The following is a 26,858-nucleotide window of genomic DNA, read 5'->3' on the forward strand; positions in this document are numbered from 1 at the left end:
AACGCAGCTCGGCGTCAATCCTGCTGTCCCGGTCGGCCGGCCTGAACGACGGTGATCACATGACCCAGACCCGTGCCACGCCGGTGACCGGTGGTCGGCTGACCGCCGCCCAGGGCACCGCTCTCTACGTCGGTGCCGTACTGGGTACCGGCGTGATCGCGCTGCCCGCGCTGGCGGCCGAGGCCGCCGGCCCCGCCTCGCTGCTCGCCTGGCTGCTGCTCGTGATCGTCTCCGCTCCCCTGGCCGGCACGTTCGCCGCGCTCGGTTCCCGTCACCCGGACGCCGGTGGCGTGTCGACGTACGCCCGGATGGCCTTCGGACCGCGGGCGGCGGCCGTCGTCGGCTGGTGTTTCTACTTCGCGGTGCCGCCGGGCGCATCCGCGGCGGCGCTGTTCGGGGCCGCCTACGTCGAGGCGGCGGTCGGCGGCGGTACGCCGACCGTCGCGGTCACGGCGGCGCTGCTGATGGTCGCGGTCACCGCCACCAACCATGCCGGTGTGCAGCTCGCCGGCCGGGTGCAGCTCGCGCTCGCCGGAGCGCTTGTCGCGTTCCTGCTGCTGGCGGTGCTGTTGTCGCTGCCACACGCGGACGCCGCGAACCTCACGCCCTTCGCCCCGCACGGCCTGCCGGCCGTGGGCCCGGCGGCGGCGTTGCTGATGTGGAGCTTCGTCGGCTGGGAGGCGATCACCCACTTGACGGGCGAGTTCCGCCGTCCCGAGCGGGATCTGCCCCGGGCCACTGCCGCAGCGGTCGTCGTGGTCGGCGCGCTGTATCTGGCGGTGGCCTTCGCGACCGTCGCCGTGCTCGGCTCGACTGCGGCGGACTCCACGGCACCGCTGGGCGACCTGTTCGCGGTCGCGCTCGGCGGCGACGCCCGCTGGCTGGTCGCCGGGGCGGCGCTGCTGCTGACCTTCGGTGCGATGAACGCCTACTACGCCGGAGCGGCGAAGCTCGGTGCGGCGCTCGGCCGCGACGGCGCGCTGCCGGACTGGCTCGCCCGGGGCAGCGTGGCCGGCGAGGTGCCCCGCCGAAGCCTCGCCGTCACCGCCACCCTGGCCTTCCTCGCGCTGGGCGCGGTACTGGTCACCGGCCTCGGCACCCATTCGCTGGTGCTGCTCACGACCGGCTCCTTCATCACCGTCTACGTGATCGGTGTCGCGGCGGCGCTGCGGCTGCTGCCCCGCCGCAGCGCCGCCTGGTACGCCGCCGCCGCGACCATCGGTGTGGTGCTGTTCCTGCTGGTCATGACCGGCGTGTACCTGCTCTGGCCGGTGGCGGTGACCGGGGCGGCGCTGCTGTACCTCCGGGCACGGGGCCGAGTCCGGTCCTGATCGGCACACACCCGCCGGGGTTCGGGGCTCGGCGGGTGTGTGCCGAGTCGACGCCGACCTTGTTAGGCTTGCCCTGCGGATCAACGCGCCAGGTACGGAGCGAGGAGCGCTCGGCATGCTTTCGGGGGACGACGAAATCTCAGGGTGAGCAGCCCTGCCGCCGGGTGACGGCGGCCTGTCGAGTCGTGGCTCTGTCTGCCTGACCGGGGCGTTGTGTCCCCGGCTCCCACCTGAGGTCTTCTCTGATGTCCGACGTCTGCGTCGTCTGCACCAACCTGTCCTTTTCCTGGCCCGACGACACCCTGGTGTTCCGGGAGCTGTCATTCACCGTGCCGCCGGGTCGCACCGGCCTGGTCGCGCCGAACGGCGCGGGCAAGTCGACGCTGCTGCGCCTGATCGCCGGTGACCTCGTACCCACCGGGGGCGGCGTGACGGTCGAGGGAACGCTCGGCTACCTGCCGCAGAACCTTCCGTTCACCGGTGACCTGACCGTGGCGGAGGTGCTGGGCGTCGCCCCGGCGTTGACCGCGTTGCGGGCGATCGAGGCCGGTGACGCCCGCGAGGAGAACTTCGTCGCGGTCGGTGACGACTGGGACGTCGAGGAACGCAGTCGCGCCGAACTCGACAGGCTGGGGCTGGGCGAGGTGGCGTTGGAGTGTCGCCTGGACACCCTCAGCGGCGGGCAGGTCGTTTCCCTCGGCCTGGCCGCCCAACTGCTCCGGCGTCCCGACGTGCTGCTGCTGGACGAACCGACGAACAACCTCGACATCGACGCCCGGCACCGGCTGTACACGGTGCTGGAGAGCTGGTCCGGGTGCCTGCTGCTGGTCAGCCACGACCGGATGCTGCTGGATCGGATGGACCGCATCGCCGAACTCGACGGCGGGCAGCTGCGCATGTACGGCGGCAACTTCTCTGCCTACGAGGAGGCATCCCGGGCTGCTCGGGAGCTGGCGGAGCGCCAGGTCCGCAGCGCCGAGCTGGAGGTCAAGCGGGAGAAACGGGAGATGCAGCAGGCCCGCGAACGCGCCGAGCGGCGAGCCGGCAACGCGGCCCGCAACCTCGGCAACGCGGGCCTGGCCCGCATCGTGGCCGGTGGGCTCAAGCGCAGCGCCCAGGAGTCCGCGGGTCGGGCCCAGCAGGCGCATGCCAGCCGGGTCAGCGACGCGCAGTCCCGGCTCGACCAGGCCGGCCGGGCGCTGCGGGACGATCAGACGCTGGCGTTGGAGCTGCCGGAGACCGACGTCCCGGCCGGCCGGACTCTGGTCGAGGGGCAGCGGATGCAGGTCCGGTACGGCGGCCGGGCGCTGTTCGCCGGGGAGGGCGTCGACCTGACCATCCGCGGCCCGGAACGGATTGCGTTGACCGGCCCCAACGGCGTCGGCAAGTCCACCCTGCTGCGCCTGCTGCTCGGTGACCTGAATCCGGAGGGCGGGCAGGTGCGTCGGGCCGACGGCCGGGTGGCGTACCTGTCGCAGCGGCTGGACCTGCTCGACGTGGACCGCACCGTGCTGGAGAACCTCACCGCGTACGCCCCGGACCGACCGCAGGCGGAGCGGATGAACCTGCTGGCCCGGTTTCTGTTCCGGGGTGCCCGCGCCCAGCTACCGGTCGGCGTCCTCTCCGGCGGTGAACGCCTGCGCGCCACCCTGGCCAGTGTCCTGTACGCCCAGCCGGCACCGCACCTGCTACTGCTCGACGAGCCCACGAACAACCTCGACCTGGTAAGCGTCGGTCAGCTGGAGAACGCGTTGCACGCCTACCGGGGCGCCTTCGTGGTGGTCAGCCACGACGAACGCTTCCTGCGCGACATCGGCGTAGACCGGTGGCTGCGCCTCGACGGGAGTGGCCTCCGCGAGATCCCCGCCCCCGAGCCCGACTGAGCATCGCCGAGGGGGCGAGCCATTCTCAGGTGTCTCGCAGGATTGCGGCGATGGAGGGCTTGTCGGCCGGTTGAACAAGTGTTTAATCTGGTGTCGTGACGTCCTTGGGCGGAGCTTCGGAGGAGCGCGGCGGCGAGTTGGCCACCGCGAGCCGCATCCGTGACGCCGCCATCGCGCGCTTCGGCCGCGACGGCTTCCGGGCCGGGCTGCGCACCATCGCCGCGGACGCCGGGGTGACCGCCGGGCTGATCGTGCACCACTTCGGCTCGAAGGACGGGCTGCGCCGCGCCTGCGACGAGTGGGTGCTGGAGTTCATGCGCCGGGAGAAGAAGAAGGCGCTGACCGATGGCACCGGGACGATGCTGCTGGCGCAGATGGCCCAGGTCGAGCAGTTCGCGCCGATGGTGTTGTATCTGCTGCGCAGCATGCAGGCCGGCGGGGAGCTGGCGGCCGAGCTGATCGAGCACATGATCAGCGACGCCGAGGCGTACCTGTCGGCGGGGGAGGCGGCCGGGGTCGTCCGGCCCAGCCGTGACCGGGCCGCTCGTACCCGTTATCTGGCCTACCAGGCAACCGGCAGCATGCTGCTCTGGTTCACCCTGCACGGTGGCGACGCGGAGCCCGAGAAGTTTCCCGCCCTGTTCCGGCGCTACATGGAGGAACTCACCCTGCCGGCGCTGGAACTGTTCACCGAGGGGTTGCTCGTCGACCGGTCGATGCTCGACGAATACCTGATGTACGTGCCGGATCCGCCGTCGGCCGCATCGAACGCTGCCGACCAGGACGGTACGGCTAGCTGAACCGCCACCACGCCGCGGCGTGGCCCACTCATCCGCGCACCAGCGCGAACCGCACCGGATCCCGGGTGGCGTGCCCCCGGATCCGTTGATCGATCACATCGCACCCCGGGACGCTCCGGGCTACCTCGAATGAGGTCAACGACCATGACTGCTGCCATCGACATCCACCACCTCGACAAGTCCTTCGGCCGGGTCAAGGCACTGGACGGACTCGACCTGCGGGTCGACCCCGGCACCGTGCACGGCTTCCTCGGCCCCAACGGCGCCGGCAAGTCCACCACCATCCGGATCCTGCTTGGGCTGCTGCGCGCCGACGGCGGCCAGGCCCGGCTGCTCGGCGGCGACCCCTGGGCCGACGCGGTCGCCCTGCACCGACGGCTCGCCTACGTGCCCGGCGACGTGGAGCTGTGGCCCAACCTCACCGGTGGCGAGGCGATCGACCTGTTCGCCCGGCTGCGTGGCGGCACCGACCCCGTCCGCCGGGACGAGCTGTGCCAACGCTTCGACCTTGACCCGAGCAAGAAGGGCCGCACCTACTCCAAGGGCAACCGGCAGAAGGTGGCGCTGATCGCGGCACTGGCCAGCGACGTCGAGCTGCTTCTGCTCGACGAGCCGACCGCCGGGCTGGACCCGTTGATGGAGGCGGTGTTCCAGGAGTGCATCCGCGAGGTGAAGGACGCCGGGCGCACCGTGCTGCTGTCCAGCCACATCCTCGCCCAGGTCGAGGTGCTCGCCGACCAGATCTCGATCATCCGGCAGGGAAAGATCGTCGAGACCGGCTCGCTGACCGAGTTGCGCCACCTCACCCGTACCTCCGTCGAGGCCGTCACCGACCGGCCGGCCGACGGCCTGGCCAACCTGGCCGGCGTACACGGTCTGCGCACCGACGACGGACAGGTCCGCTTCGAGGTCGACGGCGACCAACTCGCCGTCGTGGTACGCGAACTCGGTGACCTCGGTGTGCAGGGCCTGACCGTCCGGCCGCCGACGCTGGAGCAGCTACTGCTGCGCCACTACGGCGACCAACTCGTCGGTAACGGTGCCGGGAAGGTGGCGTGATGACCGCGACGACGCTCGACCGCGCGGCACCGGCCGGCACCCGTACGGGCACCGCCGTCACCGGAACCGCCAGCCTGCTGCGGTTCATGCTGCGCCGTGACCGGATCCGGCTGCCCGCCTGGGCGCTCGGTCTGCCGCTGCTGATGACGTACTTCGCCGCCGCGCTGGACACCATCGCGCAGACTCCGGAGGATCTGGCGGGGCTCACCGCTTTCACCAGCAGCCCCGCCGGCGCCCTGTTCGGTGGACCCGGCTTCGGTTTCGACGACCTGACCATCGAACGCTTCCTCGCCGGCCAGTACGGCCTCTACGTGCTGATCGGCGCCGGTCTGATGGGCCTGCTCACCGTGGTCCGGCACACTCGGATCGAGGAGCGGACCGGCCGGGCCGAACTGATCCGGGCCAATGTGGTCGGTCGGCACGCCCAACTGACCGCCGCACTGACCCTCACCGCCGTGATGGCGGTACTTGTCGCCCTGCTGATCGGTGCGATGCTGGCCGGCCGTGGCTTCGATCCGGGCGGCTCCATGCTGTTCGGCGCCTCCGTCGGTGCGGTGGCGCTGGCCTTCGCCGGCATCGCCGCGGTCACCGTCCAGTTGTCGGAGTACCCGCGGGCCGCCTCTGGCATGGCCGGGGCGGCGCTCGGTGCCGCGTTCGTGTTGCGCGGCCTCGGTGACATGGCGGCGGTGCAGGGCAGCGGGCCGTCCTGGCTGTCGTGGCTGTCGCCGATCGGCTGGTCCCAGCAGACCGCCGCGTACGTCCACGACCGCTGGTGGCCGTTGGCCGTCTCGCTGGCCTTCGCGGCGGCGACCGCCGTCACCGGCTACGTCTTGTCGGCGCGGCGCGACTTCGGTGCCGGCCTGGTGCCGCCCCGCCCGGGGTCGCCACGGGCCGCGAGCTGGCTGGCCGGCCCCTTCGCGTTCGCGTTCCGGCTGCACCGGGCCAGCCTGATCGGCTGGAGCGTGGCGCTGCTGGCGGCCGGCGTGGCCTACGGCTCGTTCACCCAGCCCCTGCTGGACGGCTTCGAGGACGCACCCGAGGACCTGGTGGAGGTCATGGGCGGCGGTTCTGGTGACCTGCTCGCCGGCTACCTCGGCATGATGGGCCTGACCATGGCGCTCGTCGTCGGGGTCTACGCGGTACTCGCCGTGCAGTCGCTGCGCGCCGAGGAGACCGAGGGACGGGCCGAGCCGGTGCTGGCGACATCGGTCAGCCGGACCGCCTGGATCAGCAGTCACGTCGCCGTCGTGGCGCTCGGCGTACCGTGGCTGCTGCTGGTCGCCGGCGTGGGCATGGGTGTCGGCGCGGCGGCGAGCACCGGCGATGCGGGTCTGCTCGGTGACGTGCTGGTCGGCCACCTCGCGCACACCCCGGCGGTCTGGCTGGTCCTCGCGGCCGCTGCCCTGCTCTACGCCGCCGCACCGAGAGTGCTGCCGGTGATCTGGGTGGTGCTCGGCTACGGGCTGATCGCCGGTTACTTCGCCCCGATCCTGGAACTGCCCGAGGGTGTGCTGCGGCTGTCTCCCTTCGAGCACGTGGGGGAGTACCCGCTGGAGGATATCAGCGTGGTCGCGGTGGTGGTGCTGACCGTGCTCGCGGGTGCCCTCGCCCAGGCTGCCGTGGCCGCCTTCCGCCGCCGGGACCTGGCCGGCGGCGCCTGACCTGGTATGAGCCTGCCGACGTGGCGTGCGGCGCGTCGGCAGGCTCGGGCACGGCGGCTGCGCGGTGCCACCGGTGCGGGACAGGTGGCTGTCAGTCCCGGTGCGGCATCGGAAAGCCCGCCACCACGATGCCGTACAGCAGATGGTCGGCGACCAGGGCCAACTGTTCGTGCCAGTCGGTCAACCGCCGATCGATGCCGAGGACCGGCGCGATTGTGGTGTGGAAGCCGAGCAGCAGCACCATGCCGTAGAGCGGGCCGACCCAGATCCGATGACGTAGGCGTTTGGGCAGCGCGCCGAAGGCCAGCCCGGCGCCGAGCCCGTAGCTCCAGTGCGCCACCGCCAGGGCTGCCGGGTGCTGATCGCCGGGCAACCGGTCGAGCAGTCCGGGCACCAGCTTCTCCATCACCGACTTCGGCGGCGAGCTCTGTACGAGATTCAGGGAGGTGGTGGCCTGGCGTAGGCCGGACATCGCCATCGCGGCGATGACCCCTCGGATGCCACTCCGCATGATGATCGTCGTGCGTGCCGACAGCTCCATGCCCCGTTCCAATCCGTAGCCGCAGTAGCGCGGCTACCCGCGCCTCCCTGCGTCAAACATTCCGCTCACCACCGAACATGCGCGGTGAGCGGCCGGCCACGACTGTCAGAGGTTGTCCCGCACCCAACCGGCGAGGACGCTGGCGCAGCCGTCTACCGATTCCTGCCAGCTGCGCTCAGCCCCGTCGCCGGCCTCGTCGCTGACCTGCTTCACCATGCGGACCGGTACGCCGAAGGCAAGCGCCGTCGACGCCACCGCGTACCCCTCCATGTCCACCAGGTGAGCACGGCGGGCCAGGGCCGCGCGGGCCTCGTCGTCGGCGATGAACCGGTCACCGGTGGCCAGCGTCGGACCGTCGCCCAGGGCCAGCGGAGCGCCGACGGTCTGACCGGTGAGCCGGCGGATGAACTCGGTGTCCAGGTCGTGCTGGAGGACGCTGCCGACCTCGTGGGTGCCGGTCCAACCCGGATGCAGCGCGCCCGCGGTGCCGAGGTTGACAAGCACCGACGGCAGCGGGAAGCGGGCCAGCGTCGCCGCGACGGCGGCGGCGGCGTTGACCTTTCCCATTCCGGTCAGCAGCACCGGAAGCTCCGCGTCGAGGTACGCGGCCTCCTCGGCGATGGCCAGGACGAGCAGCGGACGGTCCGGGCTGATCGTGCCGCGAAGATCCATCGGGCGATGGTAGCCGTTGCCCGTGACGCTCCCGTTGCGGCGCGGTGCCACCGGCTCTCGGCCCGGTCACGGTCGCACGACGTACGCTGCCCGGGTGGAGCATGAGGACCGGATCGCCCTGTTTCTGGACTACGAGAACCTGGCGCTGGGGGTGCGCGACCACCACGGTGGGGCGATGTTCGACTTCCGACCGATCGCCGACGCGTTGGCCGAGCGCGGCCGGGTGGTGGTGCGGCGGGCGTACGCCGACTGGTCGTACTTCGACGAGGACCGGCGGATGTTGACCCGCTCGCACGTCGAGCTGATCGAGATTCCGCAGCGGATGGGCGCCACCCGCAAGAACGCCGCCGACATCAAGATGGCCGTCGACGCGATCGAGCTGGCCTTCGAACGCGGGTACATCTCCACCTTCGTCCTGTGCACCGGTGACAGCGACTTCACGCCGCTGGTGCACAAGCTCCGCGAACTCAACAAGCAGGTGATCGGTGTGGGGGTGGAGAAGTCCACCTCGGCCCTGCTGCCACCCGCCTGCGACGAATTCCTCTACTACGACCGGTTGGAGGGCGTCGACATCCTGCCGACGCGGGGGCGACGGGGCCGTCCGGCCCGGCTGCCCGAGCCGGAGCCGCGGCCCGCCGAGCAGGTGGAGATCGAGGTGCCACCCACCGAGGAGCCGCCCCGCGACGCCGACGCGCTCGCCGTACTGGTCGCGCAGACCGTCGCGGGTCTGCAGGGCAGTTCCGGCGGGGAGGTGACCGCCTCGCGGTTGAAGCGGACGCTGTTGCGGAAGGATCCCACCTTCAGCGAGTCCGACCACGGGTTCCGTACCTTCGGCGAACTGCTGCGCCACCTCGCCGAACTGCGTGTCATCGAGTTGGCGGAAGGCCCGGCCAAGGGTGACCCGGAGGTCTCCCTGCCGGAACACGGCGACCGGGAGACGGCGTTCGCGTTGCTCGGCTCCGTGGTCCGCGATCTCGGCGGGGAGACCGGCGAGGTGGCCCTGTCCGGCCTGAAGAACCAGCTCCGGCGGGTGCGGCCGGACTTCAGCGAGAAGAAGCTGGGCTACCGAGGTTTTCTGCAGTTCTGCAAGGCCGCCGCCACGGAAGGCGCGGTAGGTCTGCGCTGGAGCACGGAGGCGGACGACTACCTGCTCACCGCCGAGCCGTCCTGACCGACCGGCCCGTTCAGCGGGCGTGTTCCGGTGGGCGTGACGGGTCACTCCCACCGGAACAGCAGACCCGCGACCACGGCTCCGACGACGACCGTCGCACCGAGGCCGATCAGGTTCGCCACCGGTACCGCGGCGCCGGCCCAGGCCGACGACAGGGCCTCGACGGCCGCGCCGAACGGCAGCCAACCACCGATCTCGGCGAGCACCTCGGGCAGGGAGTCCCGGCCGCCGAACATGCCGCCGAGGGCGCCGAGGACGAAGAAGGCGACCAGGCCGATGGCGACGGCGGAGTTGGGGGTGGGCGCGACCGCCGCGACGATCATGCCGGCGCCGTACATCGCCGCCATCGCCAACGCGACCACCCCGACCGCGGCGCCGAGGTTGGCGGGTGGGCTGGCGCCGAAGGCCAGGAACGCCACGACGAGGGCGGCTGCGATGCCGACGAGCGCCTGAAGAACGCTGACGACGGCCTGGGCGGCGAGGACCATGGCCGGCGACGCGGGGGTGACCCCGAGCCGCCGGAGGATTCCGGAGCGACGGTAGTAGGCGAGGAAGCTCGGCATGTTGATGATGCCGATGATCGCGACGACCATGGTGAACACGAGTGGCAGGACGTAGAGGTCCAACGCGGTGCGTCCGTTGGCGACGACGGTCCGGCTCGCCGAGGAGGCACTGGTCAACATGATCAGCAGCGGAAGGCAGAGGGGTACCACCAGCCCGGCCGTGTCCCGCACGACCATCTTCGCTTCGCACCCGATCAGGGTGACCAGCGAGCGCAGTCCGGGTCGACGAGCCTCGACGAGCGTGGTCATGCAGTCTCCTCCGCCAACGGCCGGCCGGTGAGCGCGACGAACGCGTCGTCGAGGGTGGTGGCCCCGGCGCGTGTGATCAGGCCCGCCGGGGTGTCGAGCGCGACGACCCGGCCGGCGTCGAGCACCACGACCCGGTCGCAGAGCCGCTCGACCTCCTCCATGGTGTGACTGACCAGCAGCACGCTCACCCCTTCGGATCTGAGTCGCTCGACCGTGCCCCACATTCGGCGTCGTGCCGTCGGGTCCAGCCCGGTGGTCAGTTCGTCGAGGATCACCACGCGGGGTCGCCCGGCGATGGCGAGGGCGATGGAGAGCCGCTGCTGTTGCCCGCCGGAGAGCTTGTCGAAGCTGATCCGGCGCTGCTCGGTCAGCTCGACGAGGTCCAGCAGCTCCTCGGTGGGCCGGGGATCGGGGTAGAAGCTGCGGTAGAGGTTGACCAGTTCGGTGACCCGGAGCGCGTGGTGCAGCTGGGCCTGCTGCAACTGCACGCCGAGGACCTGTCGCAGCCGTGCGCGGTCGCGGCGCGGATCGAGGCCGAGTACGCGTACCCGCCCCTGTTCGGGTACGCGTAGCCCGGCGATCATCTCGACGGTCGTCGTCTTGCCCGCGCCGTTGGCGCCGACCACACCGACCGCCTCACCGACCTCGACCCGCAGACTCACATCGACGACCGCCCGCGTATCGCGGTAGCTCTTGGCGAGGTGCTCGGCGAGGATCGCCGGTTCGGTGCTGTGCATGCCTCGACGCTACGAACGCGTCCGGCCGGTGTCGTGTCCCGAAAGTCATCACCTGCCGGCATTACTTCCGGCACAGGTGGGCTCGCGGTGGCCCGACCTAGAGTGGGGATCATGCGACGGGTCGGGACAGACGAGTGGTCCGGCCTCGCGATGCTCGTGGTGGCGGTCGCCGTCGCCGGTCCCGGCCTGTTCGGCGCCATCGGGACCACGATCGCGCGCGGCTGTTGGATCGTGCTGTTCGGCTGCTACCTGGTCGCCCTGCTCGTCTCGGTGGCCACCCGCGTGTCCCGGCTGGTGCGGTTCGTGGCGTTCGCCGCGACCGTCGTCGCCGCCTGGGCCCTGCTGCTGACCGCATCCAACCTGGGGCTGTTGCCGGTGCTGCTGGTCCTCACCGCAGCCGTGAGCGTGTATGTGGTGCCGCTGCCGGTGGGTCTGGCGGTCGTGGTCGCGAACACACTGGTGATCACCTTCGGTGCGACGTCGATGACGCGGGCGCCGGCCGACGGCGTCATGCTTCTGATCTTCTACCTGCTGATCCAGGTGGCGACGCTGCTCAGCTCGGTCACCCTGCTGCGGGAGCAGCGGATGCGCCGCGAGTTGGCCGAGGCGCATGTCGAGTTGCAGGCCGCCAGCGTCCTGCTCTCGGACTCGGCTGCCACGGCGGAGCGACTGCGCATCTCCCGCGAACTGCACGATCTGATCGGTCACCAGCTGACCGTGCTGACCCTGGAGCTGGAGACCGCCCGCCACCTGGAGGGGCCGGCCGTGCGTACCCACCTTGAGCGGGCCGATCAGGTCGCCCGGGAGTTGCTCGGCGACGTACGGGCCACGGTCGGGCGGCTGCGTACCGAAAGCCCCGATCTTGAGCAGGCGTTGCGTCGGGTGACGCAGGACCTGCCCGGTCTCGACGTGACCATCGACGTGTCCCCGGCGGTACGCGTCGACGAGGACGACAGCGCGGCGTTCGTCCGGGCCACTCAGGAGATCGTCACCAACACGATCCGACACGCCGACGCGCGTACCCTGCGGATCTCGGTGACCGGCGACGAACGGGAGACCGTGCTGGACGCTCGCGACGACGGCCGGGGTGCACCGGAACCGACGCTCGGCAACGGGCTGCGTGGCCTGGGCGAACGGTTCGCCGCGCTCGGCGGTGAGCTGTCGGTCGACGGCGGTGACGGGTTCCGGGTGACTGCGCGGGTGCCGGCGCGATGACCCGGGTGGTGGTGGTCGACGACCAGACCCTGATCCGGCAGGGCATCCGCGGGCTGCTGGAGGTCGCCGGGATCGACGTGGTCGGCGAGGCCGACGACGGCCGGGCCGCGCTTCCGGTCGTCGCGCGTACCGCCCCCGACGTGATCCTGCTCGACCTGCGGATGCCCCGCTTCGACGGCATCTGGGCGCTGGAACGGCTGCGCGCGGACGGCGTCGACATCCCGGTGCTGGTGCTGACCACGTTCGACGACGACGAACTCGTGCTCGCGGCATTGCGCGCGGGCGCCCGGGGCTATCTGCTGAAGGACGTCACGTTGGACCAGCTCACCCGGGCCATCCGGACGCTCGCCGACGGCGGCACGCTCATCGCCCCGTCGATCACCGACCGGATGCTGCGGGCGATCCGCTCCGGGCCGTCCCCGGCCGGACCGCAGGCGCCGCCGGTGCAGAACCTCACCGAACGCGAGCAGGAGGTGCTGCGGCTCGTGGCGCACGGCTACAGCAATCGGGAGATCGCAGACGGGTTGTTTCTCGCCGAGGGGACGGTCAAGAACCACGTCTCCACGATCCTGACCAAACTCGGCGCGCGAGACCGCACGAACGCGGTGCTCCGCGCGCTGCACGAGGGCATCCTCGGATGAGCGCCCACCGCCCGGCCGCCGCCGGTGCGGGACGGCGGCCGGGCGACGTACGGCTATCGGGTGGTGAGTCCCAGGCTGATCGTCCTGGTCAGGGTGGCGTGGTCGTCGTCGCCGTCGAGCGACCAGATCATCGCCCCACCCAGGCCGGCCCGGCGGATGTAGAGGGTCTTCTGCAACACCACCACCGGATCGTCGTACGTCCAGAAGGTCGTGCCGTCAAACAGCCAGGCATGCCCGGCGCGCAGGTCGCGGTGGACGGTGAAGCCATCCCGGGCCAGGTTCTTGAGCTGTTTGTAGTCCTCGAACCCGGCGGCGTGGGTGGCCGGCGCGGGCCCGGTGGCCGGTTGGAACAACCCGTTGCCACCGCCGGTGACGCCGGTCCACCCCTGGCCGTAGTAGGGGATGCCGAGGACCAGCTTGTGCCGGGGCGCCCCTCGGGCGATCCAGCCGTCGATCGCCACCTCGACCGAGAAGTCCGGGTCGTCCGGCGCGCCCTTCGGCACGCGCAGCGCCGACTGCTGGTTGGTCACCGCCTCCCAGGTGCCGTGGAAGTCGTAGCCCTGCACGGTGGCGAAGTCCAGGTACTTGAAGATCTTGCGTCCCTCGTAGCCGGCGTCCATGGTGGCCGGGTTGGCCGGGAGGAAGGCGGTCAATGGGTGGTGCCGCCGTGTCTGCCGGCCGTACGCGTCGAGCTGCCGGCGGAACTCGGCGAGCAGTTTGGTGAAGTTCTCCCGGTCCTCGGGGCGGATGACGTTGCCGGGTTCACCGGGCCAGTTGGGCCACTCCCAGTCCAGGTCGATCCCGTCGAACACGCCCGCGGCGGCGCCGGGACCGCCGCTGCCGCCGTCCAGGACCGGCAGGTTGCCCTTGAGGTAGAGGTCGATGCAGGAGGAGACGAAGGCCCTGCGGGAGGCGTCGGTGCGGGCGGCGTTGGAGAAGTACGTGGACCAGCTCCACCCACCCAGGGAGATCATCACCTTCAGGTCGGGGTGCTTGGCCTTCAGCTTGGCCAACTGGCCGAAGTTGCCGTTGAGTGGTTCACCCCAGGTGTCGGCGACCCCGTCGACGCTCTCCTCCGCCGGGACGGGACGCCGGTAGTCGGCCCAGGCGTCGCCCTCACCGGGACCGCCGTCCACATAGCACCGGCCGTCCTCACTGACGTTGCCGAAGGCGTAGTTGACGTGGGTGAGGCGGCTCGCCGCGCCGGAGGTGTCGAGTTTTTTCACCGGGAACGCCCGGCCGTAGATGCCCCACTGGGTGAAGTAGCCGACCCGGTGGTAGCCGTCGCTGCGGCCCGGCTTGCCACCGGCGTTGGCGGCGGCCGGTGGCGCGGCGGTGACGAGCAGAGTGGTCAGGGCGACGACGGCGGTGAGGCGGCGGGAACGGGATGATCGCATCGGCACTCCCAGGCGGGGTGGTCGAAATCGTTAAGAGACCTTCCTGATCGATGAAGCTAAGCCGATCACGGTCTGCGGTCAAGGGTCACCGCAGGCTCACCGCCGCCGGTGGAGCCGAGTTCGACCGGGATGTGCCAAGCGCTGGCGGAGGGGACTGTCGGGGGTGGCCAATAGCATCCGGTCGACCGCCGACGAAGGGCCGACCATGACCGGAACCGAGCTGCCAGCCGAGCGCGCCGACCTGCTTCAGGCCCTGCGCCAGCACCGCTTCTTCCTGCGCAACACCGCCCGAGAACTGACCGACCAGCAGGCCGCCGAGCGCAGCACCGTGAGCGAGCTGTGCGTGGGCGGGGTGATCAAGCACGTCGCGCACACCGAGCGCGACTGGGTCGACTTCATCCTCGATGGTCCGGCGGCAATGGGCAGCTCCGACGACCCGGGCGCCTACGAGCGTCATGCGCAGTCGTTCCAGATGCTGCCGGGGGAGACCCTGGCCGGCATTCTGGCGGCGTACGACGAGGTGGCGCGTCGCACCGACGAACTCGTCGCCACCCTGCCCGACCTCGACGCCGGTCAGCCGTTGCCGGAGGCGCCCTGGTTCGAGCCGGGCGCCCGCTGGTCGGCCCGCCGGGTGCTGCTGCACATCATCGCGGAGACATCCCAGCACGCCGGGCACGCCGACATCATCCGCGAGGCCATCGACGGTGCCAAGTCCATGGGCTGACCTGCCTCGCGGGCCCGGTCCTGACGCGACATCCAGGCTCGTGTCCGGTCCGCCGAATCGGCGTGGTTGTATCGAGGGGCGTCGACTGGGAGACTCGGGCTCATCGACCGCGTCCGGGGAGCCGATGCGGACGCTCGACGGGCGTGGGCGCGCCGTGGATGCCACGCGTCCGGGCAGCCCTCTTGTGCGCGTACCGCCACCGTGACGTCTGCTGTCGACGCCGTCAGCGGTCCGTTGGCCGGTGCCCGACAACCTACCGGCCGTCGGCTGGCTCAGCCGACCCGCCGGTCACCGTCCCTTGGAGGTAACGGATGCTACGTACGCTCGGCGTGGTGCTGACCGCAGTGACCCTGGCCGCAGTCGCCGGGGTCACGGCGGCCGGCGCCGCCGACACCCCGGCCGCCTCGACCCCGGTGCCCCTGTGGACCCCGAGTCCGAGTCCGACCCCAAGCCTGACCCCGACCCCGACCCCGACGGTGGCGTGCCCGCCGGCACTGCCGATCAGTGGGATGGTCACCGGGGTCACCGCCACCTCCGTCACCATCAGCTACTCGCTGATGTTCAGCGGCCCACCCTGCGGCTACGACCTGCCGATGACAGTCCTGCTCTTCACCAGCCGTGACGACGCGGCGAAGTGGCAGAACCCGGTAGCCGAGGCGGTCACCGGGCTGGAGCGCAACGGGCAGGTGACGCTCGACGGGCTGACCCCGGACACCGAGTACTGGTTCCGGTTCAGCGACGTCGAGGCCCGACGCGATCCGTACGTCATCGGTGGGCCGGCGCGGACGGAGCCGTTGTCCCCCTGCGGCGCGACGGCCACTATCGACGCCCGTTGGGGCAGCGGCTTCGTCGCCACGGTCACCGTACGCAACACCGGCAGCGAGGCCCTCGACGGCTGGCTCGTCCGGTGGCGGTGGTCCGGTGACGAGCGGATCCAGTCGGTCTGGGGTGGCGTGCCCGACAACTCGGCCGCCGACGTCACGGTCCGCAACGCGCCGTACAACGGCACCGTCGCGCCGGGCGGCACCACCACGTTCGGGCTGCTCGCCTCGGCCAGCACGGTGCCGGCGGGGATCACGATGACCTGCGGAAGCTGACGAGCGATCCCGTTGGCCTGCGGACCGCTGACCGGTCCGCAGACCAACGGGGCAGCTAGGGGCCGCCGTCGGCACCCTTGACTTTGCGTCTTAAAGTAGTTTGCGTGATCACCGACGATGACCTGCCACCCGAGGACCCGGCCGCCGCCCTGCGACTGATCGACGAGCAGCGGGCCACCGCCGCCCGTCAGTTCGAGCCGGACCCGCGTGCCTACTACTGGCCCTGGGGGCTGGCCTGGCTGATCGGCTTCGGGCTGCACTTTCTCTACTACTCGCCGGGGGATGCGCCCCTGGTCGAGATGCCCTCCTGGCTGCCACTGACCACGTTGTTCGTCCTGCTGGCCGCCGCCGGTGCCGTCAGCGCGGTGGCCGGCGCACGGGCGTACGGGCAGGTGACCGGGGAATCCGCCCGGCGCGGCGCCTGGTACGGCTGGTCCTGGGGGCTGGGCTTCCTGACCCTCTTCGTGCTCGCCGGTCGGCTCTCCGACAGCCTCCCGCCGGATCTGGTCGGCCTGCTGTGGTCGGCCCTCGCGGTGGGGCTGACCGGCATCCTGCACATGGCCGGCGGCGCGATCTGGTTGGACCGGCCGCTGTTCCTGCTCGGTGTCTGGATCACCGTGGTCAACCTGCTGGGCACCATCGCCGGCCCCGGCTGGCACGCCCTGATCGTCGCGGTTGCCGGCGGCGGCGGGATGCTGCTCGCCGGACTGCTCGGTTGGCTGCGTCGCCGAGGCCGGCGATGACCGAACTCGACCCGGTCATCCACGCTCAGGCCCGGTTGCGGGTGGTCGCCTCCCTGTCCGCCCTGCCCGATTCCGACCAGGTGACCTTTCCTCGCCTCCAGGAGATCCTCGGGATGACCGCAGGGAACCTCTCGGTGCACCTGCGGCGGCTGGAGGAAGCCGGCTACGTCGCCGTCACCAAGACCCATCGGGGTCGTACCCCGGTCACCCTGATCGCGCTCACCCGTCGCGGCCGCCTGGCCTTCGAGGAGTACACGGAGGCGATCCGGGCGCTGCTCGCATCCGCCGATGCCAAGGAGACGTCATGATTCTCGCCCGGGCCGAGCAGGCCACCCGACGCTACGGTGACGTCCTGGCCCTCGACCGGGTCGACCTGAACGTGCCGGCCGGCGAACTGGTCGGCCTCCTCGGGCCGAACGGCGCCGGCAAGAGCACCCTGCTCAACCTGCTCGTCGGGCTGCGTCGCCCCACCGGCGGCCGGGTGCTGCTGTTCGGTGGCGATCCCCGCGACCCCGCGTGCCGTCGCTGGGTCGGGGTCACTCCACAGGAGACCGGGCTGCCCGGCTCGCTCCGCGTCGGTGAGGTGGTCGACTTCGTCGGCGCGCACTTTCCCGACCCGGTCCCACGGGCCGAGCTGCTCGACCGGTTCGGTCTGGCCGACCTGGCCCGACGACAGACCGGTGGTCTGTCCGGGGGGCAGCGGCGGCGGCTGGCGGTGGCGCTGGCCTTCGTCGGTCGGCCCCGGCTGGTCCTGCTCGACGAGCCGACCACCGGCCTCGACGTCGAGGCCCGGCACGCGCTGTGGGACGCGATCCGCGCCTTCCACGCCGACGGCGGTACGGTCCTGCTCACCAGCCACTACCTGGAGGAGATCGAGGCGCTGGCGCAGCGGGTGGTGGTCATCGGGCAGGGTCGGGTGCTCGCCGACGACAGCGTCGCCGCGATCCGCGCGGTGGTCGGTCTGCGCCGGGTCAGCCTGACCACCGACGACCTGCCGACCCTGCCGAACGTGGTCCGGGTGGAACGGGACCGGGAGCGGACTCATCTGCTTACCGCCGACGCCGACCGACTGGTCCGCGATCTGGTCACCGCCGGTGTGGCCTTCCGCGACCTGGAGGTCCGACCCACCTCGCTTGAGGAGGCGTTCCTCACCATCACCGCCGAGAGCCGTCCGGCGGACGCCGGCGTGCCGACCACCGCCTGAGGAGACGCCGTGCAGTACGCCCTGGCCCACGCCCGCTATCAACTGCTGGAACTCGTCCGGACTCCGGTCGCGGTGTTCGGCAGCGCCTTCTTTCCGGCCGTCGCGATGCTCTTCTTCGTGGTGCCCGCCGTCGGTGACAACCCCGTCGGCGCCACCTACGCCACCGCCGCCATGGTCACCTTCGCGGTGCTCAGCGCGAACGTCTTCCAGTACGGCGTCGGTGTCGCCGAGGACCGGGCCCAGCCGTGGGATCCGTACCTGCGGACCCTGCCGGTCGGGCCGGCACCCCGGTTCGCCGGGCGGGTGCTGGCCGGCCTGACCCTGACCTACCTGTCGCTGCTGCCGGTGGTGCTCATCGCTGCGCTGCTCACGGAGGCCCGGACCACCGCAGCGGGGTTCGCGCTCGCCGCCGTCGCCGTCGCGCTGGTGTCGGTGCCGTTCACGCTGATGGGGCTGGCCATCGGGTACGCCCTGCCGAGCAAGGCGGCGATCGTGGTCGCCCAACTGGTGTTCTTCCCACTGGCCGTGGGCGGTGGACTGCTCACCGCACCCGGGCAGGCGCCCGCGTTCATCGAGGCGATCGCACCCTTCCTGCCGACGCGGGGCGCGGTCGAGCTGATGTGGACGGCAGTGGGCGACTTCCGGCCCGAACCGCTCTCGATGGTCATGCTGGGGGTATGGATCGTCGGGCTGGCGGCACTCGCCGGCTGGGCCTACCGGCGCGACGAGGGACGCCGCTTCTCCTGACCCGGTCACCGCGTCCGGCATAGGGTCGGGGCATGCCGGAGATCGTCCAGTTGCTGGCCTCGCCCGTGCACCGGTTCGTCGGCCGGCCGGCGGACGGGCCGGCGCCGGCGGCGGCCGGTGAGCTGGTGGACGAGATCCAGGTCCGGGCCGAGCTGGGCATCGTGGGGGACCGGTACTTCGGCAAGGCCGCACATCGGCAGGCGAGCGTCACCGTCATCGCGGCCGAGTCGCTGCCGGCCGGGACCGGCCTGGCTCAGGTACGGCGCAACATCCTGACCCGGGGCATCACCGTGGACGACCTGGTCGGCTCGGTGCTGGTGCTCGACTCCGGCCAGGGGCCGGTGCGGCTGCGGGCGAACCGGGCGGCGCACCCCTGCGCCTGGATGGACGTGACCATCGGCCCCGGCGCGTGGCGCGGCCTGCGCGGCAGGGGAGGCCTCCGCTGCACCCCGTTGACCGATGGCTTCCTCCGGGTCGGCCCGGTCGACGTGACGATCGAGGACGACCCGGCGCGGCGGAGGTGAGCCCACTTACCCGTGGGCGGACGAGTAGTGGACCTGCGCGCGGTCATGGTCGCCGAGCGCGGCGGCGAGGTCGCCGAGGTGACGGGCGACCGGGCCGAGGGTGAGCACACCGCTGCCGGCACCGGCCAGCTCGCCGTCGGCGGGCAGCAGGTCGGCGTACGTGGCGCGGATGCGGGACCGGTCGCCGAGCGCGACGGCGGCGCGGGCGACGAGGCAGCCGCGGGCCTCGCGCAGCAGATCGTGCGGCGAGTCCGGCACAGCCTCCAAGGCCTCGGCCGCCTCGGTGCGACGACCGGCGGCGAGCAGCAGCAGCGGGCGGACCCAGGGTTCGTACGGGCCCCAGTCCTCGCCCCGCCAGCGGAGCGTCTCGTCCGGTGTCGGGTCGCCGCCGGTGGCCAGACGGAGGCAGAACAGCGCCAGCGGGGCCAGCCCCTGCGCCATGCCGGGCAGTTCGTCCGCGGGCAGGGCGTGATCCGCCTCCCGGTAGGCGTCCTCCGCCTCGGCGGGTCGCCCCTCGATGGCCAGCCGCAGGGCGGCGTACCACCGGGTGAAGAGACCGACCAGGGGCAGCTCGTAGCGACGGGCGAGGTGCTCGGCGGCCGTGGCGCGGGCGTCGGCCGGGGCCAGGTCGCCGACCGCGCAGTACGCCTGCATGGCGATGAGGTGACCGAGCACCTCGAAGGTCACCAGATTCCGCGAGCGGGCCACCTCCGCCAGCTCCACGCCGAGCCGGGCCCGCTCCGGCGCCAGGCCGGCCCGGTGGAAGGTGTGCAGATAGCGGGCGTTGAGCGCCAACGCGAGCAACGGCACGTCGCCGGTCTGCCGGGCGATGTCCTCCGCCTCGCGGGCGGCCCGGTCGCCGCGATCACCGGTGCTGCCGCGTAACTCCAGCGCCAGGGTGGCCAGCAGGTGACCTCGGCGGGTGCGATCGTCCGGAGGCAGGGCCGCCAGTGCCGTCTCGACGGCCAGCGCGACCTGCCGGGACAGCGGCTCGTCGTCGTTGCGGGTCCAGATCGCCGGTACGGCGAAGGCGGTGAGCACGTCCGCCAGCAGCTCGGGGTCGTCGAGTCGCTGCGCGGTGCTGATCGCGGCGGCCCGGTGCCGGCGGGCCTGCGCCAGCCGACCGGTGACCGCGAGGGCCCGTCCCAGACCCATCTGCGCCGCCAACCGGCCGTGCACGTCGCCGTCGGTGGCCCGGTCGTACGCGGTGACCGCCTGCTCCCAGAGCCGGACCGCGTCGTGCGGGGCGGCCCGCGCCTCGGCCTGCTCGGCGGCCGACCGCGCGTAGCGGGCCGCACGGCTGGCGGTGGCCCGGTTGCCGGCGGCGGTGAAATGGTGGGCGAGGGCGGCGGCCTGGTGCGGGTGCAGCCGTTCCAGGGCCTCACCGACGGCGGCGTGCCACCGGGCGCGGCGGGCTGCCGGCAGGTCGTCGTAGAGGGTGTCACGGACCAGGATGTGGGTGAAGCGCAACTGCCCGGCCGTACCGTGCGCGCTGAGGAAGCCGGCCTGTTCGGCCTGGTCGAGAGCGTCGAGGACGACCGCTTCACGCTCGCCGGTCGACGCCGACAGCACCTCCGGGTCGACCTCGCGGCCGACGACCGCCGCCTGCCGTAGCAGTGTGCGGGTGGCTTCCGGCAGCTGCGCGAGGCGGTGCCGGATGACGTCCCGCACCCCGGCGGGTACCCGGGCGAGCGCCTGCGGACCCTCGGCGGCGAGCAACCGGGCCAGCTCGCGGACGAAGAACGGGTTGCCGCCGCTGCGGTGGTGAATCGACCTGAGGGTGGCGGCGTCGACGTCGAACCCCACGACCTCCCGGGTGAGCTCGGCGGTCGCCACCTCGGACAGGCCGGTGAGGTAGACCCGGGCCGGTTCGCGGGGTGCGAGCCGGGCCAGCGTCGCCGTCAGCGCGGCACCGACCTGCGACGTGCGGTACGCAGCGATGATCATGACGGGGCCGCTGGCCGGTGCGGGCTCGGCGAACAGGCCGGTGAGCAGGTCCAGGGTGCCCTCGTCGGCGCGGTGCAGGTCGTCGAGGACCAGTAGCACCGGGGCTTGCCGGGCTGCCGTGTCGACAAGTGTGATCGCCTCGCGCCGCAACCGGAACCGTAGCGTCTCGAGGCTCCGTTCGCTGCCGTCGACGGGTACCGGTCCGGCGTCGGCCGGCGGTGACGGCGTGACCGGCTGTGTCGGCCGGATCCTCGCCGTCAGCGTCTGGTTGATCTGCGTCCAGGGCCAGGCGGTCGGTGCACCGTCGTACTCGGGGACGCTACCCCAGGCGGTCACCCAGCCGTCGGCCGCCAGACGGCGGGTGAGCGCGTCGAGCAGGGCGGTCTTGCCGGCGCCCGCGTCGCCGGAGATCAGGGCGACGGCCGGCGCGCCGTCCCGGGCCGTGTCGGCGGCGACTCGTACGAGGCGGTCCAGTTCCGGTCCGCGGCCGATGAAGGGACGCCGCCCCGGCGGCACGTCGGGACGTTCCGGGGGCGTGCCGTCGGCCCCGACCGGCGCCTCGGGGGAGGAAGCCGGCGCCGCAGCGGGGGCGGCGGGCGCCGGTGTCGGCGCGGTGGGCGTGGTCGGGGCGAGGTGCGGTGCCTGCCGGAGGATGTCGGCTTCGAGCTGACGCAGCCGGGGCCCAGGGTCGATGCCGAGTTCGTCGACCAGGGAGTCGCGGACCCGGCGCAGCGCGGCGAGGGCCTCGCCCTGCCGGCCGGAGCGGTACAGCGCGACGGCCCACAGCCGCCAGATGTCCTCGCGCAGCGGATGGGCCTCGGCGTCACCCCGCAGGACGGTGGCGGCCTCGACGTCGCGCCCGAGCGCCATCAGCGCTTCGGCCCGCCGCTGGCTACCGAGCAACCGCAGGTCGTCGAGGCGGTTGATCTCCCCACGGGCCCAGCCCTCCCCGTCGTACCCGGCGTAGGCGGGCCCTCGCCACAGGGCGAACGCCCCGTCCAGGCCGGTCAGCGCCGCCTCGGGGCGGGCCTGGTCGAGCAGCCGTCCGGCCTCCCCGACCGCCGCCTCGAACCGCCAGGCGTCGACGCTGTCGGCGGGGGCGCGCAGCGCGTACCCGGGGGGTGTGGTGATCAGCAACCGGGCCGGGCGGCGGGCCGGCCGCTCCGGCTCCAGGGCCCGGCGCAGATCGGCCACGAAGGTGCGGATCGCCGCGATCGACCCTTCCGCCGGCGGGTGCCAGAGGTCGGCGAGGAGTTGGTCGACGGGGACCACCCGGCCCCGGGCGATCAGCAACCGGGCGAGCACGGCGCGGTGCCGGGGACCCTTCAGCCCGACCGCTACGCCACCGGCCCACGCGGTTACCGCACCGAGCACCCCGAAGGACACCGCCGGAACCGTGTCCTGCCTGGTCATGTGACCACTCTAGGGCGAGTGCCGATCATGGCGGCGGTCCGCCCGCACTCATCGGGCACTCATCCGCTGCTGATCCGGCCCGGCGAACCTCGGTGTGGACGACCGGCAACCGCCGTTCGACACCCACGTGATCCGGAGGACCTCGAATGACCCCGCGCATCAGCGGCTTCGATCAGCAGCGCGTTCCCGTCGCCGACGGGGTGGAACTGCACGCCGCCGTCGGCGGCTCCGGCAGCCCGATCGTGCTGCTGCACGGCTTCCCGCAGACCCACCTGATGTGGCGGCACGTCGCCGCCGACCTGGCCGCTGACCACACGGTGATCGTGCCGGACCTGCGCGGTTACGGCGCCAGCGACAAGCCCGCCGATCCGGACGGCACCGCGTACGCCAAACGAACCATGGCCGCCGACGTGGTCGCGCTCGCCAAGGCGCTCGGGCACGAGCGCTTCGCGTTGGCCGGCCATGACCGGGGAGCCCTCGTCGCCATCCGTGCCGGACTCGACCACCCGGAACGCATCACCCGTCTCGCCATTCTCGACGTGCTGCCCACCCTCGACATGTGGGACGTGCTGCACGGCGTGGACGCGGCGGTCGGCTTCCACCTGTACCTGATGGCGCAGCCACCCGGCCTGCCCGAACAGATGATCGCGGCGAGCGCCGACGCCTTCTTCGGCCACTTTCTGGACGTCTGGACCCGTGACCCCGGCGCCATTCCCGCGGACGTACGTGCGGCGTACCTCGCGGCGTCCCGCGCGTCGGTGGACTCGATCGTCGCCGACTACCGGGCCACCGCGGGCATCGACGTCATCCACGACCGGGCCGATCGGGCGGCCGGTAACCGGCTGCGGATGCCGGTGACGGTGCTTCAGCAGGACTGGGGTGCGGCTCTGGGGTACGACGCCGCCGGGTTGTGGCGTGGCTGGGCGTCGGACCTGGTGCACGAGACGGTTACCTGCGGTCACTTCATGGCCGAGGAGGCCCCGGCCGACGTGGTCCGGGCGCTACGCGCGCTGCTGGCCCGAGAGCCCGCTCGGCCGGCGTGACGGACGGCCCGGCCGGGGGCCCCGGCCGGGCCGTCCGTCAGGACATCGGTCTGCATCCACCTTGTTGATGACCCTGGGTGAAACTCACTCAGCGTGTCACTCCCGGCCCGCTCTCCCGAGCTGCACTAGCCACGCTTTGCTCTGCTTCAACCCACGCAATAGCCGTTGAGCAGCAGTGGCGCATCGGTGGTGATCTGCCGTTCGACCGGGCGGCGGCACAGAGCGTGACTGTTGCGTCGGTTGAAGCAGAGCAAAGCGGGGCGTGGGTAGGTTGGCGGTCGGACGTGATGTCGCCGAGGGTGACGACCGGCGGACGCTGCCGCCGGAATTCCTGCGGGGAGGAATGCCCGTGGCGGAGGCTGCCCGGCCGGCCGGTGCCTGCGGCGTGGGCGTCTCCGTCAGCTGTGGATGCCGCCGTTGGCGAGCAGGCGGGTGATTGGGAGGGTGGCGGCGCTGAGCGCGACCGTGTGCACGACGAGCCGGCGTATGGTCAGTCGCTGAACTCGGCGCGGTCCACAGTGAAGAGGGTGCCGGCACCGCCGGTGAAGACCAGGTAGAGGTCGTGGAAGCCGTTCGCGGCCTGCGGGCTGGTGTCGATCTCTGTCGTCGCGGTGACCCAGTCGGCGCCGGACCCCGGCGGTACGGTCATCGAGCCGACCAGCGGCCCGTCCGGGCTGCCGATCCGTGCCTCGATGACGCCGCCGGCCATCGGGGCGACGGTGGCGTGCAGGCGAAGTTGGCCCTTCTGGTCGGCGAAGCCCGCCGCCGAGCCGTCCGCGAAGTTGACGTTCGCCCAGCGGAGGTGGCTGCCGTCGCGTACGCCCGTGAGGACCTTGCCGTGCTCGGGCGTCCTGGTCACCCGGAGCCCGGCGGACTGCCCGTCGTTCTCCTCGGCCAGATAGGTGGAGAAGACGTCCTTGCGGTCGGGCAGTGCGGGCAGCTCGGACCACTTCGGCACGAACGTGGTCACGCTGTGACCCCGCAGATGCGTGCGGAAGGATCCGCCGTGGGTGCGGATGTCGGCCAGCTTCTTCATGTTCTCGTTGCCCGACGTGCGGTACGGCACCATCGACGGACGTGGACCCTTCCCGGCGGCGACGTGAGAGACGCACTCGCCTTGGCTGCGAAAGGTCGGGTTGACGAAGCTGGCCCAGCCACCTCGCTTGCAGTCCTGCCTGGTCTCCGGTGGCAGCGGGAAGCCGCCGGTGAGGTCGACGTTGAGCGGGACGTCGTTCGGGTTGTTGTTGACCACGACGATGGTGAAGTCGTGCGTCGACTCGTCCTTGTACGCGGTGACCGTCACCCCGGGCGCGGGCGTGCTGGTGGCGTCGATCATCACGTCGCCGGGGTCGAGGAAGCGGCTGTACTGGCCGAATGTGTAGTACCGCTTGAAGATGCGGTACTGGCCGGTCTCGGTCGGGTTGCCGCTCTGCGGGGTGCCGGTGTTGACCAGGCGGATCAGGTCCGAGCCGTCCGCACCGTTGTTCGCCACCGGCCACCACCAGAAGTACGCGCCCAGCCGGGTCTCGTCGAACAGGTTGCCGATCAGGGTCGCGTAGCGCAGGCCGTCGCTTATCGTGTTGTTGACGAACAGCCGGTCGCGCGGCGCGCCCTGGTTCATGTACTCGGTCTGCCAGATGGTCTTGCCCAGCGTGTGCGAGGTGGTGAACGCGGTGGGCGCGGCCCGGGTGGCGCCGTCGACCAGCCCGGCGTAGCCGTGCGCCGCGACGACGTCGACGTACCGGTTCGCCGCCGGGTCGGTGATCGCGGGCAGCGCGTACCCCTCGTGGAAGCCGACGCCCTCGCCGAGCACGATCTTCGCGGTGACACCCCGTCGTTCGAAGGTGGGACCGAGGTGGTCGCGGACCAGGACGCGTAGTTCCTCGGCGGTCCACTGGCAGCTGGAGTAACCGGTGGAGATGTCGGGTTCGTTGGTCGGAGAGAGGTGCGTGATCCTGATCCCGAACTCGCGCTCGTAACCGAGCACGTACTCCGCCAGGTAGTCCGCGAACGCCTGGTACATGTCGGGTCGGAGCTTGTTCGGTGCGCCGGTGGGGCTGGCGGAGGTGACGCTGTTGTTCTGCTTCATCCACGCAGGTGGGCTCCACACGCTGGCGAGGATCGTCTCGACGCCGCGTGCCTGCGCCTGTCGCATCAACCAGACCTGGTACGCGTCGAAGTCGGCCTTGCGCTGCGCCCAGTCGGGCCGGTCCCACACGAAGGTGCCCGGCTCAGGCTCGATCGTCTGCGTCGGCCCGTCGTAGAGCTGGTCGCCCCACACGCCGCCGTCACCCACCATGACGCGCACGATGTCCAGGCCGATGCCGGCCCGGTCGTCGAAGATCATGTCAAGCATCTGCGAGGTGAGCGGCTCGCCGAGCCGCTGCACGCCGCCCGCCTTGTGGAAGGCGAAGGACCCGCCGAAGCCGTCTACCGTCTGCCGCTCGGCGTTCCAGTCGACCACGGCGGTGGGTGGGGTGGCGGACCGGTGCGCGATGCCGCCCCCAGCCGTCGCCGCCACCAGGCCGCCAACGGCGACCAGGGCGGTGGCCAGCCGGATCGTCCACGTGGTCGGTCGTCGCATCAAGGAATCCCCCGTCGCTGCAACCACCCGGCGGTACGGCCAGCGGGAACGCGGGCAGCCACACCATCGCGACGCCGTGGGTGGTGATCCATAGACGTCTGCGAATCAAGGCTATGGGTTGTCGTATCGACGGGCAAGGTGGATCGGTCATCCGCTTCGCCCTGCCCGATCTCATGACGAGCGGCACTGTCCGGCCCGGGGGCTGACGCGATGTACTGAAGCCGCCGGAGAGCCCGGCAGACGGCAGGAAGAAGTCACGTGGCCTTGTGGGTAGGCGCCATCGGTGCAGTGCTGTTCGTGCTGGTGTTCCTCGCCGACGGCTGGAGTCGACCGGACTACGCCTCGGCACGCCACCCGATCAGCGCGCTGGCGCTCGGCCGGCGCGGCTGGATCCAGACGACGAATTTCGTCGTCTCCGGCTCGGCGATCACGGTGGGGGCGGTCGGGGTGCTCCTCGACGGGCCGAGCGTCCTGCTCGGTGTGGTGCTGACCGTGTTCGGGCTCGCCCTCGTCGCATCCGGGTTGTTCCGGATGGACCCGATGCTTGGATATCCGCCGGGTGCTCCGGCCGGGATACCCGAGGAGCACAGCGCTCAGCACCGACTCCACGACTTTGCCGGCGCCGTCGTCTTCCTGTCCCTGCCCCTCGCCGTGGCGATCGGAGCGTTCACGCTGCCCGGGACGTCGTGGCGGATCGTCTCGGCCGGTCTCGCCGTCGCCCTGTTCGTCGGATTCGGCTGGTTCGGCAGGGCGTGGGAGGAGGTGTCACCACGCCTCGGCCTCATCCAGCGCGCCATCGTCATCCCTGGGTGGGGCTGGCTGGCCGCCCTCTTCACCGCGCAGGCCCTCGGCCTGGGCTGGTAGCTGTACGGCAACCGGTGAACCGGCCCTCGGTCTCGCCGCCCGATCGCT

Annotated in this window: 24 protein-coding genes and 1 pseudogene; 18 read left to right on the forward strand and 7 right to left on the reverse strand. The window is 71.7% G+C overall.

The features are described from left to right. The first annotated feature begins 59 nt into the window (after positions 1 to 59). The 6 genes and pseudogenes from O7624_RS28715 to O7624_RS28735 all read left to right on the forward strand — a co-directional run bounded on the left by O7624_RS28715 (position 60) and on the right by O7624_RS28735 (position 6,734). The gene (locus tag O7624_RS28715; RefSeq protein ID WP_348774971.1) at positions 60 to 1,331 is read left to right on the forward strand and encodes an amino acid permease; all 1,272 of its coding nucleotides are present in this window, start codon (positions 60 to 62) and stop codon (positions 1,329 to 1,331) included. 245 nt (positions 1,332 to 1,576) lie between these two features. Then, positions 1,577 to 3,214 (forward strand): ribosomal protection-like ABC-F family protein, encoded by a 1,638-nt coding sequence (gene abc-f / locus O7624_RS28720; protein ID WP_282238088.1) that lies wholly within the window; start codon positions 1,577 to 1,579, stop codon positions 3,212 to 3,214. A 95-nt stretch (positions 3,215 to 3,309) separates the two neighbouring features. Further along, a pseudogene (locus O7624_RS30710) lies at positions 3,310 to 3,495 on the forward strand (TetR family transcriptional regulator); the annotation flags it as partial. A 33-nt stretch (positions 3,496 to 3,528) separates the two neighbouring features. Beyond that, positions 3,529 to 4,014, forward strand: coding sequence for a hypothetical protein (locus O7624_RS28725; RefSeq protein ID WP_348774994.1), 486 nt, complete (start codon positions 3,529 to 3,531; stop codon positions 4,012 to 4,014). 144 nt (positions 4,015 to 4,158) lie between these two features. Continuing rightward, positions 4,159 to 5,073, forward strand: coding sequence for an ABC transporter ATP-binding protein (locus tag O7624_RS28730; RefSeq protein ID WP_282238090.1), 915 nt, complete (start codon positions 4,159 to 4,161; stop codon positions 5,071 to 5,073). Further along, positions 5,073 to 6,734, forward strand: a complete 1,662-nt coding sequence (locus O7624_RS28735; protein ID WP_282238091.1) for an ABC transporter permease — start codon at positions 5,073 to 5,075, stop codon at positions 6,732 to 6,734. Before O7624_RS28730 ends, O7624_RS28735 begins: the two co-directional genes overlap by 1 nt. 91 nt (positions 6,735 to 6,825) lie before the next feature. Here the strand turns inward: O7624_RS28735 and O7624_RS28740 are convergent, their stop codons facing one another. Next, entirely contained in the window at positions 6,826 to 7,275 is a 450-nt protein-coding gene (locus O7624_RS28740) for a hypothetical protein (RefSeq protein ID WP_093407065.1), read from the reverse strand. 105 nt (positions 7,276 to 7,380) lie between these two features. Further along, positions 7,381 to 7,947, reverse strand: coding sequence for a nucleosidase (locus tag O7624_RS28745; protein ID WP_282238092.1), 567 nt, complete (start codon positions 7,945 to 7,947; stop codon positions 7,381 to 7,383). A gap of 94 nt (positions 7,948 to 8,041) precedes the next feature. On the opposite strand from O7624_RS28745, the gene O7624_RS28750 reads away from it, so the two are divergent. Then, positions 8,042 to 9,118, forward strand: a complete 1,077-nt coding sequence (locus tag O7624_RS28750) for a PIN domain-containing protein (protein WP_093407178.1) — start codon at positions 8,042 to 8,044, stop codon at positions 9,116 to 9,118. 44 nt (positions 9,119 to 9,162) lie between these two features. Here O7624_RS28750 and O7624_RS28755 read toward each other — a convergent pair whose 3' ends face one another. Further along, on the reverse strand, positions 9,163 to 9,930 hold the full coding sequence (locus O7624_RS28755) for an ABC transporter permease (RefSeq protein ID WP_282238093.1): 768 nt from the start codon (positions 9,928 to 9,930) through the stop codon (positions 9,163 to 9,165). Next, positions 9,927 to 10,667 (reverse strand): ABC transporter ATP-binding protein, encoded by a 741-nt coding sequence (locus O7624_RS28760; protein WP_282238094.1) that lies wholly within the window; start codon positions 10,665 to 10,667, stop codon positions 9,927 to 9,929. The genes O7624_RS28755 and O7624_RS28760 overlap by 4 nt, the downstream gene beginning before the upstream one ends. Before the next feature lie 111 nt (positions 10,668 to 10,778). On the opposite strand from O7624_RS28760, the gene O7624_RS28765 reads away from it, so the two are divergent. Continuing rightward, positions 10,779 to 11,882: a histidine kinase gene (locus O7624_RS28765; RefSeq protein WP_282238095.1), complete on the forward strand. Its 1,104-nt coding sequence runs from the start codon at positions 10,779 to 10,781 to the stop codon at positions 11,880 to 11,882. After that, positions 11,879 to 12,523: a response regulator transcription factor gene (locus O7624_RS28770; RefSeq protein ID WP_282238096.1), complete on the forward strand. Its 645-nt coding sequence runs from the start codon at positions 11,879 to 11,881 to the stop codon at positions 12,521 to 12,523. Before O7624_RS28765 ends, O7624_RS28770 begins: the two co-directional genes overlap by 4 nt. Positions 12,524 to 12,576: 53 nt before the next feature. Here the strand turns inward: O7624_RS28770 and O7624_RS28775 are convergent, their stop codons facing one another. Next, the gene (locus O7624_RS28775; RefSeq protein ID WP_282238097.1) at positions 12,577 to 13,920 is read right to left on the reverse strand and encodes a glycoside hydrolase family 18 protein; all 1,344 of its coding nucleotides are present in this window, start codon (positions 13,918 to 13,920) and stop codon (positions 12,577 to 12,579) included. Positions 13,921 to 14,125: 205 nt separating this feature from the next. Between O7624_RS28775 and O7624_RS28780 the strand changes: the two genes are divergently transcribed. The 7 genes from O7624_RS28780 to O7624_RS28810 all read left to right on the forward strand — a co-directional run bounded on the left by O7624_RS28780 (position 14,126) and on the right by O7624_RS28810 (position 18,959). Next, entirely contained in the window at positions 14,126 to 14,644 is a 519-nt protein-coding gene (locus O7624_RS28780; RefSeq protein WP_282238098.1) for a DinB family protein, read from the forward strand. 311 nt (positions 14,645 to 14,955) lie between these two features. Next, a complete protein-coding gene (locus O7624_RS28785; protein WP_282238099.1) occupies positions 14,956 to 15,741 on the forward strand; it encodes a cellulose binding domain-containing protein in 786 nt (261 codons plus the stop codon). Positions 15,742 to 15,845: 104 nt separating this feature from the next. Then, on the forward strand, positions 15,846 to 16,484 hold the full coding sequence (locus O7624_RS28790) for a transporter (RefSeq protein WP_282238100.1): 639 nt from the start codon (positions 15,846 to 15,848) through the stop codon (positions 16,482 to 16,484). Further along, positions 16,481 to 16,792, forward strand: coding sequence for a transcriptional regulator (locus O7624_RS28795; RefSeq protein WP_093407038.1), 312 nt, complete (start codon positions 16,481 to 16,483; stop codon positions 16,790 to 16,792). The genes O7624_RS28790 and O7624_RS28795 overlap by 4 nt, the downstream gene beginning before the upstream one ends. Then, positions 16,789 to 17,688, forward strand: a complete 900-nt coding sequence (locus tag O7624_RS28800) for an ABC transporter ATP-binding protein (RefSeq protein ID WP_282238101.1) — start codon at positions 16,789 to 16,791, stop codon at positions 17,686 to 17,688. The genes O7624_RS28795 and O7624_RS28800 overlap by 4 nt, the downstream gene beginning before the upstream one ends. Positions 17,689 to 17,697: 9 nt before the next feature. Then, positions 17,698 to 18,435, forward strand: coding sequence for an ABC transporter permease (locus O7624_RS28805; protein WP_093407032.1), 738 nt, complete (start codon positions 17,698 to 17,700; stop codon positions 18,433 to 18,435). Positions 18,436 to 18,467: 32 nt separating this feature from the next. Continuing rightward, positions 18,468 to 18,959, forward strand: coding sequence for a molybdenum cofactor biosysynthesis protein (locus O7624_RS28810; RefSeq protein WP_282238102.1), 492 nt, complete (start codon positions 18,468 to 18,470; stop codon positions 18,957 to 18,959). A gap of 6 nt (positions 18,960 to 18,965) precedes the next feature. Here the strand turns inward: O7624_RS28810 and O7624_RS28815 are convergent, their stop codons facing one another. Continuing rightward, entirely contained in the window at positions 18,966 to 22,319 is a 3,354-nt protein-coding gene (locus O7624_RS28815; RefSeq protein ID WP_282238103.1) for a BTAD domain-containing putative transcriptional regulator, read from the reverse strand. Positions 22,320 to 22,465: 146 nt separating this feature from the next. Between O7624_RS28815 and O7624_RS28820 the strand changes: the two genes are divergently transcribed. Beyond that, positions 22,466 to 23,362 (forward strand): alpha/beta hydrolase, encoded by an 897-nt coding sequence (locus tag O7624_RS28820; protein ID WP_282238104.1) that lies wholly within the window; start codon positions 22,466 to 22,468, stop codon positions 23,360 to 23,362. Positions 23,363 to 23,852: 490 nt separating this feature from the next. Here the strand turns inward: O7624_RS28820 and O7624_RS28825 are convergent, their stop codons facing one another. Further along, positions 23,853 to 25,946 (reverse strand): glycoside hydrolase, encoded by a 2,094-nt coding sequence (locus O7624_RS28825; protein WP_282238105.1) that lies wholly within the window; start codon positions 25,944 to 25,946, stop codon positions 23,853 to 23,855. Between the two features lie 258 nt (positions 25,947 to 26,204). Between O7624_RS28825 and O7624_RS28830 the strand changes: the two genes are divergently transcribed. Continuing rightward, the gene (locus tag O7624_RS28830; RefSeq protein WP_282238106.1) at positions 26,205 to 26,810 is read left to right on the forward strand and encodes a DUF998 domain-containing protein; all 606 of its coding nucleotides are present in this window, start codon (positions 26,205 to 26,207) and stop codon (positions 26,808 to 26,810) included. Positions 26,811 to 26,858: the final 48 nt, after the last annotated feature.

It is taken from the genome of Verrucosispora sp. WMMD1129, assembly GCF_029581255.1.
Classification (GTDB): Bacteria; Actinomycetota; Actinomycetes; order Mycobacteriales; family Micromonosporaceae; genus Micromonospora; species Micromonospora sediminimaris.

Bases quoted from the DNA above. Each gene is read 5' to 3' on its own strand.
- O7624_RS28715 (WP_348774971.1), top strand. From the start codon at position 60: ATGACCCAGACCCGTGCCACGCCGGTGACCGGTGGTCGGCTGACCGCC.
- abc-f (WP_282238088.1), top strand. From the start codon at position 1,577: ATGTCCGACGTCTGCGTCGTCTGCACCAACCTGTCCTTTTCCTGGCCC.
- O7624_RS28725 (WP_348774994.1), top strand. From the start codon at position 3,529: ATGCGCCGGGAGAAGAAGAAGGCGCTGACCGATGGCACCGGGACGATG.
- O7624_RS28730 (WP_282238090.1), top strand. From the start codon at position 4,159: ATGACTGCTGCCATCGACATCCACCACCTCGACAAGTCCTTCGGCCGG.
- O7624_RS28735 (WP_282238091.1), top strand. From the start codon at position 5,073: ATGACCGCGACGACGCTCGACCGCGCGGCACCGGCCGGCACCCGTACG.
- O7624_RS28740 (WP_093407065.1), bottom strand. From the start codon at position 7,275: ATGGAGCTGTCGGCACGCACGACGATCATCATGCGGAGTGGCATCCGA.
- O7624_RS28745 (WP_282238092.1), bottom strand. From the start codon at position 7,947: ATGGATCTTCGCGGCACGATCAGCCCGGACCGTCCGCTGCTCGTCCTG.
- O7624_RS28755 (WP_282238093.1), bottom strand. From the start codon at position 9,930: ATGACCACGCTCGTCGAGGCTCGTCGACCCGGACTGCGCTCGCTGGTC.
- O7624_RS28760 (WP_282238094.1), bottom strand. From the start codon at position 10,667: ATGCACAGCACCGAACCGGCGATCCTCGCCGAGCACCTCGCCAAGAGC.
- O7624_RS28765 (WP_282238095.1), top strand. From the start codon at position 10,779: ATGCGACGGGTCGGGACAGACGAGTGGTCCGGCCTCGCGATGCTCGTG.
- O7624_RS28770 (WP_282238096.1), top strand. From the start codon at position 11,879: ATGACCCGGGTGGTGGTGGTCGACGACCAGACCCTGATCCGGCAGGGC.
- O7624_RS28775 (WP_282238097.1), bottom strand. From the start codon at position 13,920: ATGCGATCATCCCGTTCCCGCCGCCTCACCGCCGTCGTCGCCCTGACC.
- O7624_RS28780 (WP_282238098.1), top strand. From the start codon at position 14,126: ATGACCGGAACCGAGCTGCCAGCCGAGCGCGCCGACCTGCTTCAGGCC.
- O7624_RS28785 (WP_282238099.1), top strand. From the start codon at position 14,956: ATGCTACGTACGCTCGGCGTGGTGCTGACCGCAGTGACCCTGGCCGCA.
- O7624_RS28795 (WP_093407038.1), top strand. From the start codon at position 16,481: ATGACCGAACTCGACCCGGTCATCCACGCTCAGGCCCGGTTGCGGGTG.
- O7624_RS28800 (WP_282238101.1), top strand. From the start codon at position 16,789: ATGATTCTCGCCCGGGCCGAGCAGGCCACCCGACGCTACGGTGACGTC.
- O7624_RS28810 (WP_282238102.1), top strand. From the start codon at position 18,468: ATGCCGGAGATCGTCCAGTTGCTGGCCTCGCCCGTGCACCGGTTCGTC.
- O7624_RS28815 (WP_282238103.1), bottom strand. From the start codon at position 22,319: ATGACCAGGCAGGACACGGTTCCGGCGGTGTCCTTCGGGGTGCTCGGT.
- O7624_RS28820 (WP_282238104.1), top strand. From the start codon at position 22,466: ATGACCCCGCGCATCAGCGGCTTCGATCAGCAGCGCGTTCCCGTCGCC.
- O7624_RS28825 (WP_282238105.1), bottom strand. From the start codon at position 25,946: ATGCGACGACCGACCACGTGGACGATCCGGCTGGCCACCGCCCTGGTC.